General features: G+C 61.0%; 10 protein-coding genes and 2 tRNA genes. 2 read left to right on the top strand and 10 right to left on the bottom strand.

The genetic code is table 11. The annotated features are described in order from the left end of the window. Positions 1-86: 86 nt before the first annotated feature. The 7 genes from dnaB to rnr all read right to left on the bottom strand — a co-directional run bounded on the left by dnaB (position 87) and on the right by rnr (position 7,295). The gene (gene dnaB / locus ACKLLE_RS12550) at positions 87-1,484 is read right to left on the bottom strand and encodes a replicative DNA helicase (protein ID WP_009403885.1); all 1,398 of its coding nucleotides are present in this window, start codon (positions 1,482-1,484) and stop codon (positions 87-89) included. A gap of 111 nt (positions 1,485-1,595) precedes the next feature. Then, positions 1,596-2,042, bottom strand: coding sequence for a 50S ribosomal protein L9 (gene rplI / locus ACKLLE_RS12545; protein WP_003249568.1), 447 nt, complete (start codon positions 2,040-2,042; stop codon positions 1,596-1,598). Between the two features lie 21 nt (positions 2,043-2,063). Beyond that, a complete protein-coding gene (locus tag ACKLLE_RS12540; protein ID WP_009403886.1) occupies positions 2,064-2,960 on the bottom strand; it encodes a YybS family protein in 897 nt (298 codons plus the stop codon). A gap of 36 nt (positions 2,961-2,996) precedes the next feature. Next, a complete protein-coding gene (gene rpsR / locus ACKLLE_RS12535; protein WP_009403887.1) occupies positions 2,997-3,227 on the bottom strand; it encodes a 30S ribosomal protein S18 in 231 nt (76 codons plus the stop codon). Between the two features lie 28 nt (positions 3,228-3,255). Then, on the bottom strand, positions 3,256-3,681 hold the full coding sequence (rpsF, locus tag ACKLLE_RS12530; protein ID WP_009403888.1) for a 30S ribosomal protein S6: 426 nt from the start codon (positions 3,679-3,681) through the stop codon (positions 3,256-3,258). A gap of 246 nt (positions 3,682-3,927) precedes the next feature. Next, positions 3,928-4,674 carry a 23S rRNA (guanosine(2251)-2'-O)-methyltransferase RlmB gene (rlmB, locus tag ACKLLE_RS12525; protein WP_420058171.1) on the bottom strand — a complete coding sequence of 249 codons (747 nt, stop codon included), beginning with the start codon at positions 4,672-4,674 and terminating at the stop codon, positions 3,928-3,930. After that, on the bottom strand, positions 4,671-7,295 hold the full coding sequence (gene rnr, locus ACKLLE_RS12520; protein WP_064301538.1) for a ribonuclease R: 2,625 nt from the start codon (positions 7,293-7,295) through the stop codon (positions 4,671-4,673). The genes rlmB and rnr overlap by 4 nt, the downstream gene beginning before the upstream one ends. A 274-nt stretch (positions 7,296-7,569) precedes the next feature. Here rnr and ACKLLE_RS12515 point away from each other — a divergent pair. Continuing rightward, positions 7,570-7,656: transfer RNA gene (locus ACKLLE_RS12515), tRNA-Leu, on the top strand. 83 nt (positions 7,657-7,739) lie between these two features. Further along, positions 7,740-7,826 (top strand) — tRNA-Leu (locus tag ACKLLE_RS12510). A 92-nt stretch (positions 7,827-7,918) separates the two neighbouring features. Here the strand turns inward: ACKLLE_RS12510 and ACKLLE_RS12505 are convergent. The 3 genes from ACKLLE_RS12505 to ACKLLE_RS12495 all read right to left on the bottom strand — a co-directional run bounded on the left by ACKLLE_RS12505 (position 7,919) and on the right by ACKLLE_RS12495 (position 13,486). Beyond that, a complete protein-coding gene (locus ACKLLE_RS12505) occupies positions 7,919-9,412 on the bottom strand; it encodes a surface lipoprotein assembly modifier (protein ID WP_420058170.1) in 1,494 nt (497 codons plus the stop codon). Between the two features lie 78 nt (positions 9,413-9,490). Continuing rightward, a complete protein-coding gene (locus tag ACKLLE_RS12500; RefSeq protein ID WP_009398065.1) occupies positions 9,491-10,315 on the bottom strand; it encodes a Slam-dependent surface lipoprotein in 825 nt (274 codons plus the stop codon). 57 nt (positions 10,316-10,372) lie between these two features. Then, entirely contained in the window at positions 10,373-13,486 is a 3,114-nt protein-coding gene (locus tag ACKLLE_RS12495) for a TonB-dependent receptor domain-containing protein (RefSeq protein WP_420058169.1), read from the bottom strand. Positions 13,487-13,683 lie beyond the last annotated feature (197 nt).

Genomic DNA, 13,683 nt, shown 5'->3' with positions numbered 1-13,683 from the left:
GAGTGCAGGAAAATCGCGGGCGCGGAATATAGCACAAAATTTAACCAATTCCGACGGCGAAGGTCGGAATTGGTCGGGCGCGGGCATTACTCGTCGTCGTCGAAGTTGTAGCTGCCCGGGGCAAGGTTCTCGAAGCGCGTGTACTTGCCGATGAAGGCCAGGCGGATAAAGCCGATCGGGCCGTTCCGCTGCTTGCCGATGATGATCTCGGCAATGCCCTTGTGCTCGGTCTCGGGGTGATACACCTCGTCGCGGTAGACGAACATGATCACGTCGGCGTCCTGCTCGATCGCTCCCGATTCCCGTAAGTCGGAGTTCACCGGACGCTTGTTCGGACGCTGCTCCAGGGAGCGGTTGAGCTGCGACAGGGCGATGACCGGGCAGTTGAATTCCTTGGCCAGGGCCTTGAGGGACCGGGAGATCTCGGAGATCTCGTTGGTCCGGTTGTCGCCGCTGGAACCGGGGATCTGCATCAGCTGGAGGTAGTCGATCATGATCATGGCGATATCGCCATGCTCGCGGACCAGGCGACGGGTCCGTGCACGCATTTCCGACGGGCTGATGCCGGCGGTATCGTCGATGAACAGCTTGCGGTCGTTGAGCAGGTTGACCGCCGAGGTCAGGCGCGGCCAGTCATCGTCGTCCAGCTGGCCGGAGCGCACCTTGGTCTGGTCGATGCGGCCGAGGGACGAAAGCATACGCATGATCAGCGATTCGCCTGGCATCTCGAGGGAGTACACCAGCACCGCCTTGTCGCTGCGCAACACGGCGTTTTCCACCAGGTTCATGGCGAAGGTGGTCTTGCCCATGGATGGACGGCCGGCGACGATGATCAGGTCGGCCGGCTGCAGGCCGCTGGTCTTCTCGTCGAGGTCGGTATAGCCGGTGGACAGGCCGGTGATCTCGCTGTCGGAGTTGAACAGCGTGTCGATGCGGTCGATGGCCTTGGTCAGCAGTTCATTGACGCCTACCGGGCCGCCGGTCTTCGGGCGAGCCTCGGCGATCTGGAAGATCTGCCGCTCGGCTTCGTCGAGAATCTCCTCGGCATTGCGGCCCTGCGGGTTGAAGGCGCTGTCGGCGATGTCGTTGCTGATGCTGATCAGCTGGCGCAAGGTCGCGCGCTCGCGAATGATCTGCGCATAGGCCTTGATGTTGGCCACCGACGGGGTGTTCTTCGCCAGCTCGCCGAGGTAGCCGAGGCCGCCGATCTGCGAGCTCAGGCCTTCCTTGTCCAGCTGTTCGTGCAGGGTAACCACGTCGAACGGGATGTTCAGGTCAACCAGCTTGTGGATGGCGCGGAAGATCAGGCGGTGGTCATGCCGGTAGAAGTCGCCATCGGAGACTTGATCGAGCACGCGCTCCCAGGCGTTGTTGTCCAGCATCAGGCCACCGAGCACGGCCTGTTCGGCCTCGATGGAATGTGGCGGCACCTTCAGCGCGGCAGTTTGCAGATCATATTGCTCGGGGGCGGTTATCTCGTTCATGGCCACCTGGGAAATCTGGAGGGTGAAAAAGACAAAGGGCACGACCTGCGATGCAGGATCGTGCCCGATGTTAACCGGCTGTTTCCAAAGGAACCAGCCGATCGATACAGCTTAGGCTGCTACGACGACCACGCGTACGGTGGCTTCGACGTCGCTGTGCAGGTGCACGGCTACGTCGTATTCGCCAACCTGACGGATGGTGCCGTTCGGCAGGCGAACTTCAGCCTTGGCAACTTCAACGCCGGAGGCGGTCAGTGCGTCAGCGATGTCGTGGGTGCCGATCGAACCGAACAGTTTGCCTTCATCACCAGCGGTAGCGGTGATGGTGACTTCCAGTTCAGCCAGTTGGGCAGCGCGGCTTTCAGCCGAAGCTTTCTTGTCGGCAGCAGCTTTTTCCAGCTCGGCACGACGCTCTTCGAACGCAGCCAGGTTGGCGGCGTTGGCAACGGTGGCCTTGCCGAATGGCAGCAGGAAGTTACGACCGTAACCAGCCTTGACTTTAACTTTGTCGCCCAGGTTGCCCAGGTTGGCGACTTTTTCCAGCAGGATCAGTTCCATTTGGTATAAACCTCTTAACTTTTAACCTTCACCGTTCGCAGAGCCGTTACCGGCGTCCTTGGACGCCCCGCGTCCGCGAAAATCAATCAGGCTGTCGACAATGGCCAGGACCACGAGCAACGGATAAATCAGCTGCATGAACAGCAGCAGCGTTACGTACAACCCGACCAGCCAGAACTTCGCCAGTCGCTTCTGCGCCACCAGGCCATGGATCACGGCCAGTCCGGCGAAGACCAGCGGCACGGTGCACAGCGGTGTCAGCATGCCCAGCTCGGTACCGAAATTCGGACCCACCAGCATCAACACCAGCAGCACCAGCGCCGCCGCCAACGGCAGTCTTACGGCACGAAACTCGTTGCCGAAGCCTCCCGGGTTATACAAGGCTGCCTGCCAGTAGCGCCCCAACATCAGGGACAACACACTGACCGCCTGCAGCAAGGCCGCAATCAGGCCGGTAAGCACCGGTGAGATCAGCCCTTCCAGCCGGCCCCGCTCTTCTACCGACAATTGTTGGTAGATCCCGTCGAGCATCTGCGGAAGGATCTTGGCGATCTCTTGCGCGAGGGTGTCGATCGGTTCGCGGAACACCGAACCCAGAACGGCGCCATACACCAGGCCCAGGGCGATGCTGGACAACAGCACCCGGTTCCAGGACTGCCCGGCGCGCAACAGCGCTGCCAGACCCAGCGTCCCCAGCAACACCATCAAGGTGCGCGGCTCGCCGAAGTACCACCAGGCCAATGCCGGCAGTACAGCCCAGGCAAGAACGCCGGAGGCGTCCTTGAAACCGCGCCGCAGGAACACCAGGCTCCCGGCGGCGGCACTCAACCAGAACAGCAGCGGCAATGCCGCACAACCCACCACTACCAGAGTGGCCTGCACGCGACCGCGCATGATGAAATCAGCCAGGGCCCGCATGCATTTTATCCTTTGCTACTTGTCGACGACCCGGTCTCAGCGGCCGTGGCTGTCGGTGTAGGGCAGCAGGGCCAGGAAGCGGGCGCGCTTGATAGCGGTAGCCAGCTGACGCTGATAACGAGCTTTGGTACCAGTGATACGGCTTGGAACGATCTTGCCGGTTTCGGATACGTAAGCTTTCAGGGTGTTGAGATCTTTGTAATCGATCTCTTTCACGTCTTCAGCAGTGAAGCGGCAGAATTTACGACGACGGAAGAAACGTGCCATGTAATAGGCTCCTCAAAAGATCCGTGGATTACTCGTCAGCGTTATCGCTGTTGTCGCTGTCATTGCTGTCGTCGCCTTCGGCGCTGTCAGCATGCTCAGGACGGTCACGACGCTCACGGCGCTCGCTGCGGTTTTCTTCAGCCTTGAGCATCTCGGACTGGCCGGTGACGGCTTCGTCGCGACGGATGACCAGGTTACGGATCACGGCATCGTTGTAACGGAAGTTGTCTTCCAGCTCGGCCAGGGCCTTGCCGGTGCACTCAACGTTCAGCATCACGTAGTGAGCCTTGTGAACATTGTTGATTGCGTAGGCCAGTTGACGACGGCCCCAGTCTTCCAGACGGTGGATCTTGCCGCCGTCTTCTTCGATCAGCTTGGTGTAACGCTCAACCATGCCGCCGACTTGCTCGCTCTGGTCCGGGTGAACCAGGAAGATGATTTCGTAATGACGCATGAATGCTCCTTACGGGTTGTAGTCTGCCGACAATGCGGTCAGACAAGGAGTGAATGACTCTTGTATGTCTTGTCCTGGATCGGGCACGCATGCCCGGGACAAGGCGCGCAATTGTAGAGAAGCGCGGTGGGACAAGCAAGGTAATTGGTGAAATATTGAGCAGTGCCCCTAAAAGCATCGCTGGCAAGCCAGCCCCCACAGGGTCAGCGGTGTGGGAGCTGGCTTGCCAGCGATTGGGTCCACCATTTACTTGCTGACGGAACGCTGCCGCACCACCTCGAACAGGCAAACGCCGGTTGCCACCGAGACGTTCAGGCTGCTGACGCTCCCCGCCATCGGCAATTTCACCAGGAAATCGCAGTGTTCGCGGGTCAGGCGGCGCATGCCCTTGCCTTCGGCGCCCATCACCAGCACTGTCGGCCCGGTCATGTCCTGCTGGTACAGATCCTGCTCGGCTTCGCCGGCCGTGCCGACCACCCACAGGCCACGCTGCTGCAGCTTTTCCAGGGTCCGCGCCAGGTTGGTCACGGCCACCAGCGGAATCACCTCGGCAGCACCGCAGGCCACCTTGCGCACCGCAGCAGTGAGGGTCGCCGACTTGTCCTTGGGCACGATCACCGCCAGCGCACCGGCAGCATCGGCAGTACGCAGGCAGGCCCCGAGGTTGTGCGGGTCGGTGACGCCATCGAGAACCAGCAGCAGCGGAACCTTCTCGGTCCGCTCCAGCAGTTCCTCGAGCATTGCCTCGCCCCAGACCTGGCTCGGGCTGACCTCGGCGACCACGCCCTGGTGCACGCCTTCGACCCAGGCGTCCATTTCGCGGCGCTCGGCCTGGCCGACGCTGACCCGGTATTCCGCGGCCAGCGCCAACAGCGCCTGGACCCGCGGCTCGCTACGACCTTCCGACAGCCAGATCTGCTTCACCCGCTTGGGGTGAAAGCGCAACAGGGCTTCCACAGCATGCACGCCGTAGATCTTTTCCAACTGACTCATGACTTGCCTTTCGGTTTACGCGAAGTGGAACCGGACTTTGGCGGCCCCTTGCGGTGTTTGCTCGGTTTCTCCGATTTGCCCGCGGACTTGCCCGCCGGCTTGCCACTGGCATGGGCGTGCCGCGCCTCGGAAAGCAGGGCCTTCTTCATTTCCCGGCTCTTGCGCACTTCGGCGTTGTTCGTCGCGGCATGGGAAGAGAAATAGGCTTCGGAGGTTTCGTCCTTCTTGCTGCGACGAGCAGGACGCTCTGCCTTGGCCGGAGCAGGTGCAGGATCTGCCGCCTTGCCCTTGGCATTCGGGCCTACGCCGATCTTCGCGCCGGTCGCCGCTGCCGGCTCGGCCGAACGCTGTTTGCGCCCGATCGGCGCCTTCAGGGCGTTCTCCGACATTTCGAAGTCGATCTTGCGCTGCTCCAGGTCGACGCGCATCACCCGCACTTCGACGGTGTCGCCGAGACGGAAGCTACGGCCGGTGCGCTCGCCGGTCAGGCGGTGGTGCACCGGGTCGAAGTGGTAATAGTCGCCCGGCAGCGCACTGACGTGGACCATGCCCTCGACATAGATGTCGGTCAGCTCGACGAACAGGCCGAAGCCGGTCACCGCGGTGATCACACCCGGGAAGGATTCGCCGACGCGGTCCTTCATGTATTCGCACTTGAGCCAGTTGACCACGTCGCGGGTCGCCTCGTCGGCGCGCCGTTCGCTCATCGAGCACTGTTCGCCCAGCTGCTCCAGGGTGTTCTCATCGTACGGGTAGATCCGTGCCTTGGGAATGCTCATCGCCCCGGCGCGCTTGACGTGCGGGGTTTCCACGCGGGAACGGATCACGCTACGGATGGCGCGGTGTACCAGCAGGTCCGGATAACGACGGATCGGCGAAGTGAAGTGGGTGTAGGCCTCGTAGTTCAGGCCGAAGTGGCCGTTGTTCTCGGCGCTGTACACCGCCTGGCTCAGGGAGCGCAGCATCACGGTCTGGATCAGGTGGAAGTCCGGGCGCCCGGCGATGCTCGCCAGCAGGGCCTGGTAGTCCTTCGGCGACGGGTCCTTGCCTTTATGCAGCGACAGGCCCAGCTCGCCGAGGAAGGCGCGCAGCTTTTCCAGGCGCTCCGGCGGCGGACCGTCGTGAACCCGGTACAGGGCCGGAACCTCATGCTTCTTGAGAAATTCGGCGGTGGCCACGTTGGCCGCCAGCATGCATTCCTCGATCAGCTTGTGCGCGTCGTTGCGCACGGTCGGACGGATCTCCGCGATCTTGCGCTCGGCGCCGAAGATGATGCGGGTTTCCTGGGTCTCGAAGTCGATCGCGCCGCGGGTGTGGCGGGCATCGAGCAGCACCTTGTACAGCGCATAGAGCTGCTTGAGGTGCGGCAGCACTTCGCTGTATTCCTCGCGCAGGGCACGGCCTTCGCGGGTGCGGGCATGCTCCAGCATGCTGCTGACCTTGTTGTAGGTCAGGCGCGCGTGGGAGTGGATCACCGCTTCATAGAACTGATAATCGACCATCTGCCCGGACTTGTTGATGGTCATTTCGCAGACCATGGCCAGGCGATCGACGTGCGGGTTCAGCGAGCACAGGCCGTTGGACAGTTCCTCCGGCAGCATCGGGATCACCCGCTCGGGGAAGTACACCGAGTTGCCGCGGACCTGGGCTTCGGCGTCGAGCGCCGAACCAAGACGGACGTAGCTGGATACGTCGGCGATCGCCACGTACAGGCGCCAGCCACCGGAGAACAGGCGCAGCTTGCCAAGGCTCTCGCAATACACGGCATCGTCGAAGTCGCGGGCGTCTTCGCCGTCGATGGTGACGAACGGCAGGTGGCGCAGGTCGATGCGCTTTTCCTTGTCCTTCTCTTCCACGTCCGGCTTGAGCTTGCGGGCTTCCTTGATGACAGCTTCGGGCCATACATGCGGAATGTCGTAGCTGCGCAGGGCCACGTCGATTTCCATGCCCGGCGCCATGTAGTTGCCGATCACTTCGATTACATCGCCCTGCGGCTGGAAGCGCGGGGTTGGCCAGTGGGTGATCTTCACCTCGACGAACTGGCCGATCTTGGCCCCTGCGTTGCGGCCAGGCGTGACCAGCACTTCCTGCTGGATCTTCGGGTTGTCGGCGGTGACGAAGCCGATGCCGCCTTCCTCGAAGTAGCGGCCGACGATGCTCTCGTGGGCGCGGGAAATGATCTCTACCAGCACGCCTTCCCGGCGGCCACGGCGGTCGACGCCGGAAACCCGGGCCAGGGCGCGGTCGCCGTCGAACACCAGGCGCATCTGCGACGGGCTGAGGAACAGGTCTTCCGTGCCATCGTCGGGGATCAGGAAGCCGAAACCGTCGCGGTGGCCCGAGACACGGCCGAGGATGAGGTCCAGCTTGTCTACCGGGGCATAGGTGCCGCGCCGGGTGTAGATCAGCTGACCATCGCGCTCCATTGCCCGCAGGCGACGGCGCAGGGCCTCGATCTGATCCTCGGTGTGCAAACCGAACTCCTCAACCAGTTGCTCGCGCGCAGCCGGCGAGCCTCGTTCGGCGAGGTGCTGGAGGATCAGCTCACGGCTAGGGATGGGGTTTTCGTATTTTTCCGCTTCACGAGCGGCCTCGGGATCGAGGGACTGCCAATCGGCCATTAGGAGGGGTTCACCTTGTCTATATAAGGGTTAGTTTGGCATAGCCGTATTGAAACCGGAAATTTCAACCTTGGACAGCCCCACCCGGGACGGCCTGTAAACGGGTTCTGGGCTTCGGTCGATCAACGGCTTGAATTTTTTAAGATTTTTTTCGAACGGGGGTTTACAGCCCCGGGGGCCATCCGTATAGTGCGCACCACAGCGACGGACACCGTCGTTATAGTTGAGAAGCCGCACGATGTAAAACACTACGTCGAAGCGCAATCAGCGAAATGCCCAGATGGTGAAATTGGTAGACACGCCAGCTTCAGGTGCTGGTGACCTTACGGTCGTGGAAGTTCGAGTCTTCTTCTGGGCACCAATTTCAAATTTCAGCCAACGAGTGACAAGGCTGGAATTTACGCGACACGCTACACCGAATTTGTTACAAATGCTTCAACCTTTGCCCAGATGGTGAAATTGGTAGACACGCCAGCTTCAGGTGCTGGTGACCTTACGGTCGTGGAAGTTCGAGTCTTCTTCTGGGCACCATATTTCTAAAGAAACCCGCGAAAGCGGGTTTTTTTATGCCTGGGATTCGCCAAATCCCGCCAATTGGGGCCGCTTCGCGACCCTGCCCCACTCTAGAAAGTCTTTTCGAACTTCAACGCCACCTCGGTCTGCCGGTACGAATAAGCCCAGTCGATGCTGCTGTCGGTCACCGTGCGCTTGGCATACAGGCTCGGCACGATGCCGGCGAAGGCCAGGCGCGGCACGCTCAGGTTGGCGATGTAGATCTGCTGGCGATCCTTGCGCAGGCCACCGAGAAAAACGTCCGGCGCGTCATAACGGGTGGTGCGATACAGACCGATCAGGCTCAGGTTCACCCCCGCATTGAAACCGTGATACGCCCCGAGGCTGCCCATGTACTCGCGATTGCTCGCGGTATCGGCTTCCTGGCTGCGCCGGGTGTAGGTCACGCCGCCAAATATCAGGGTCTGTGGATCAAGCAGATACGACAGCGACGTACCCACCTGACGCTCGTCGTAATCATCGAAATAGTCACGCTGATCGCCCTGGAAACGGAAATGCTTGTGCTGCGCCTGCAAGCCGACCTGCAAGCGATTGCTCAGGTTGTGCTTCCATTCCCCGCGCACGCCGCTGGCCTGGTACTTGGTGTGGTGGTCGCTGTAGTAGTTCTCGAACAGCGGGGTCAGCGACACATCGTCGAGCGCACTCTGGAAGCTGTAGCCGGCGTACAGCACGCTGGTGTTGTCGTCGTACCAGGTCTCGACGTCATCCTCCTCGCCGTGCCGGCTGTAGTCGTTGCCATAGCTGAGGCCACGCACCAGCACATTGTGATTGCCGGCGATCTGGAAACGCCGCTCGGCCGCGACATCGTAGACCAGGCTTGAAGCGCTGATCTTCTTCGGCATCTGCCGCGTGTAGTCGAAGCAATCGAAGAACACCGAACACACCTGGGTCACCGTGGTCATGCCGTTGGCCTGGTTGATATTGCTGTTGTAGCCGAAGCCCAGGGATGCCGAGCCATGCCACTGGCGGCGCACATCGATGGCGTGGTGGTACTCGTCCAGCACGCTCAGCACCTGCTCGGGCACATCAGTGGCGGCGACCTCGCGGAACAGCGTTTCGGCCTCGCGGGTCTGGTTGTCCTCGAACAGGGTCCGCGCCAGCTCCAGGCGCGCTCGCACGAAACCCGGTTGCAACCTGTCGGCCCGACGCAGATGAGCAATCGCCTGCGTGTAGCGGCGCTCGCTGCGGTCGATCAGGCCCTCGGCCATTTCCACCAGCGCCGGCTCATGCCCGGGCAACCGCCGGTAGCGCTCGACGAACTGCCGCACCTTGCCCCACTGCCGCAGGTTGATGGACACATAGATCGCCGGCCCGAGGTCTTCGAGGGTGTTCTGCACGTTGTACGTCTGCCCCTGGATGGTGATCAGCCCGTCGTTGTTCTCGGCCGGGTCCGGCGCGCCCAGGTTGGCCCGCTCGCGCGCTTCGGCGCCGCGCTCGATCCTGTTCAGGAGCAGGCGGGTGTCGTCATCGTCGGCCAGCAACACGGTGGACAACAGGGTCGAGCAACACAGCAGGGCGATGCGCACCCGCAGGAACGGCAGCATGGTGATCGGTCCGGGACAGAAAGGTACTGGAGGTCGGAAGGGGGAGCCGATGCTCCCTCCTCCAGTGACACACGGGTGTTATTGCTTGGCGCCGCCGAAGGCGACCTTGGTGGTGCTGGTGGTGTAGATACCTGCCAGGGCCTCGGCGTTGGCGCCGTAGAACTGCCCCTTGATGTTGGTGCCGCGAGCGAAGGAACCGTTCGAGGCGATGGTGGTGCCAGCGAAGCTCAGCCCGCCAACCGAACCGGCCAAGGTGCCGCTGCCGGCACCATAGTTGGCGGTCAGCACACCCGAAGTGACGCCCGCGGCAGTGCCCGGGTTGTACTGGTTGACACCGACGACGTTGTACTTGGCATTGACCAGGGTCGGCATGCTGGTGGTCGGGTTTTCGCCGACGAACCAGACGGTGCGGTTGGCACTGGACAGGTTCAGGTCGGTGCTGTTGGTTGGCTGGGTGCCGGTTTTGGCCGGTGCCCATTCACCAAAGTACACCTCGGCGCCCGAGACCTTGGCAATTACCTCGCCACCGAATTGTGGATAGCCCGGCGAAGGCGCGGCGATCTGGCGATAGGCATGGATCTCGGTGTTGTAGGTAGCCAGGTTCTTCCAGGTTTCCGACGTGGTGACGCCATTGAGCGGGTTGACGATATGTGCCGAGGTGGTGCCATAACCGCTCAGCACCGCGCTGGTCTGGGCGATCGGGCCAGCCTTGAAACTGACGACTGCTGCCGAATTGGCAATGCCACCCGTGGTCGTCGGCATGGCGATTCCCGCAGTCCCTACCGCCATCATGTTCGAGGCAGCAGCCTGGACATAGGCGGAAGAGGAACCGCCGCTGACGGTGGCGGCAAATGCACCGGAAGTAACCAGCGACAACGCTGTCAATGCAAAGAGTTTCTTCACAACAAGCTCCTTATCATGAGTTGGAATCAACACTGTTTTTACGAAAACAGCAAAAAACTAGAAACGCGCAGTCAGTCCCAACTTCAGCGTGCGGCCAGGTGCAGGCATTACTGTTCGGGACAACGGATCCAGGTAGTAGCGGTTGGTGATGTTATTCACGCCAAGATCGACATCGACATGGTCGTTGACATGCAACGTCGCATAACTGTCGAACACCCAGATGGGATGCCACTCATAGGGCTGATTCACCCCCTGGACAAAGAGCAGGCCCTGGTCGATCCACTTCTGCTCTTCCTTGTTCCTGGCGCTGCTGTGGTAGACCATGCGCCCTCCGAGCTCGAGCTTTTCATCGAACAGCCGCATACCACCGTCAAGGTTGATGGAATATTGAGGCTGGAGGCTGGTGCGGGAAAACGTGGTCGGGAAACCGCCGGTGACGCACTCGTCGACAGCTTTCCCGTAATACGGATCCAGCGTGTTGGCCATGTCCTTGTCACAGAGTTTCTGATCGAGACGATAGCTGACGCCGAAGTTCGAGTAATAACGACCGGTATCGAACCTGGCCTGAAGTTCGATACCTGAAAGCATTTTCTTGTCGTATTGAATAATGTTGTAGGCGAAGTCCCTGTCTATGTAATCGTGGATCTCGTTCTTGTAGTAGTTGATCCGGAAGTCTGCATTGCGCCACTCCGGAACCCGGGAGTGCAGATCATGCACATAACCGAACTCCCAGTTATACGCGTGCTCCGGTCGCGGTGAACTTTGGATCATCCCGATTCCCGTAGCAGAAAAGGTCTGTGCCTCTTCATAAATGGTGGGAAAGCGTACGAACTCGGTGTACCGGGCGTAGACACGGGCATTATCCGTGACGCGCAAGGTAACGCCGGCCATCGGAGCCCATGCGCTGTCCTTGCTTTTCCTGGGCTTGGCCCATCGTTCAGCGTCGGTCGGCTGTTGGTAGATCGGCAGCGCTACGGTCTGGCCAATCAGGTAGCGCGGAGCGGTCGTGCCGGTACCCTGAGCATTGGCCACCTGCTCGCTCATGTTGATGGTGCCGTTGGTGAACGGGTTCTGCGAACTCACCAGGCGCTGGCCATTGGTAGCAATGTCCACGCTTTCCGAGGTGTAGCGAATACCGTTGACCAGCCCTTCTTGCAGATAGTCATTAATGAGGAACTCTGTCGTCTCCTCATCCAGGCCCCAGCTTTTAACCAACTCCCGCGCGCCAGCGATGTAGGCCTGGTTCTCAGCATCGGTCAGCATTCGCGAATAACTGTAGCGCTTGGCAACCACAGCGGCCTTGGCATCCCAGCCCGTTGCCTGCTCCTTCCTGTACTCATCCAGCGTCGTATCGAACGAGCTGTAGTCGCTGTAGCGAGCTCCCGCGTTGAACGTCAGCCAAGAGGTTGCCGCCCACTCGTTGTTGAAGGTGAAGTTGTACTGCTCACGGCGCCCGCCGCGAGGCCCCAGGTAGTTGGAGGCGAAAACGTAGGTACTGCCGATATCGTCGCTGGCGTTGTCGGTCTGCTTGAGCTTTTCCTTGCTGAAGTCCCCGGACAGGGTCAGCGCCCAGACATCGCTCAGCTCCATGCGGTTGGACAGGTTCAGCCCCCAGCGATCGTGGTCGGTCATCTGCAGGGCGCGGGAGAACAGGTTGAAGCGGCCATCGGTGTTGGGCAGCTTGTCCGGCATGGCCGTGTTGCCATTGCACTGGCCGACGTTGTACTTGCAGCGGACATAGTTGTCCCATGCCTTGTCGCTCAAGGTGGCGTCTGCAATGGAGAAGACCTGCTCGCCATTCTGGTAGCGCTTGGCGTCACTGCGGGTCATCCAGAACCCGGCCTGCATATCGACCCAGCGGTTGTCCTGCGGATTCCAGTTGTAGGTCAGCGACAGCGTGTCCTGGTCGACCTCGCTGTAGGGCAGCTGGAAGCCGATATTGCTGCCAGCGGCCACCAGCTTGGTGGTTTCGTTGATCAGGTACGGCATGGTTTCGCCGAACTCGAGATCACTGTGCATGTAGCTCAGCTTCAGGCTCTGGTCGTCCGCCAGATAGAAGGTGCCCTTGAGCAGCGTGGTGCGCATCTCGTTGGAGGTGCCGGATACCTCGGCCCCCGGCTTGTAGAAACTGGCCAGGTAGTTGCCGCTGGTGTCGCCAATGGTCGGCGAATTCACTTCCGCCGCCTGGGCCTTGTCGTACCAGCTCTCGGTCTCGTAGCGCTCGCTGCCCTGCTTGCCGCTGTAGTAGTTGCCTTTCTTGCGGTAGCTGTAGGCGGCCAGCAGATCGAAGTTCTCCTGGCGGGTCGCCGCCGCGATACGGAAGGCGTTGTCCTCGAAGTCGAAATCGTTGGAACGGGAAGACTCGTGGGGGGTGTACATCGCTCCGCCACTGTTGGCGAAATAGACGTACTGGCCCGAGACGTAGGCCCCCTCGATGTCCCGGTAATCCCGCCCCAGGTTGTTCATCCCGTCTTCATTGGGCGCCACCGCGTTGCTGGCGGTCTCGGTCTTGATCTCCAGGCCGTAGCTCTCGCCCGGCCTGACGATATCCTCCGCGTCCAGGGTGCGGATCTCCACCGAGCCGCCGATGCCGCTCTTGACTCCCGGGGTCATGGACGGCCCCTTCTCCACCGAAATGCTGCCGATCATGTTGGGATCGACATAGTTGCGGTTGGACACCCCGGCCGACCCGAGCCAGACCGAAGTGGCCTGCTCGGTGCCGTCGACGGTCACCGGTATCCGCCCTTCGCCCTGGATACCGCGGATATTCGGATCGAGCGCGCCGCTGTTGCGTGCTTCGCCGCTGTAGACGCCATTCATGCCCTTGAACAGGTCGGCTGCGTTGGCGCCTTTGTAGCGTTCGATATCGTCCTTGCCGGCGTAGACGTTGGACACATCCTTGCGATAGACGTCACTGCGTCCCTTGTCGTCCTTCTCTTCCCACTCTTCTGCCGTGATCTCCTGGGCCTGCAGTTCCTGCGGCTGGTTGCCCGTCTTTTCCTCATAACCCGCCGGCAGTTCGATCTCCAGCGGTTCCATATTCGGCGTTGAAGACTGCCGCGCCGGGCTTTCGTCTTCGGCCAGGGCGGTGGAGCTGAACAGCGCCAGCAGAATCGACCAGGCCAGCGGCTTGAGGCGCATCGGCTTGGGAGGAGTGATGAAGAAGGACATGGCGAGACTCGTGTTTATCGATGCATGGCAGTTTCATGACCGCTCTGCGGCGGCGGAGTGATACTACCGATAAACGCAAATGAATCTCGTTTAGATTTATATGCGGGAGGGTGAAAAATGTATGCGGTGAGGAGAACACCACAAAACCCTGTGGGAGCTGGCAAGCCAGCTCCCACAGGGTTTTGTGTTGCAGCGCA

The organism is Pseudomonas bharatica, from assembly GCF_048586865.1.
Taxonomy (GTDB): Bacteria; Pseudomonadota; Gammaproteobacteria; order Pseudomonadales; family Pseudomonadaceae; genus Aquipseudomonas; species Aquipseudomonas bharatica.
Note: the sequence above shows the minus strand (reverse complement) of the source record. Positions and strands in the feature narration are given on the sequence as shown.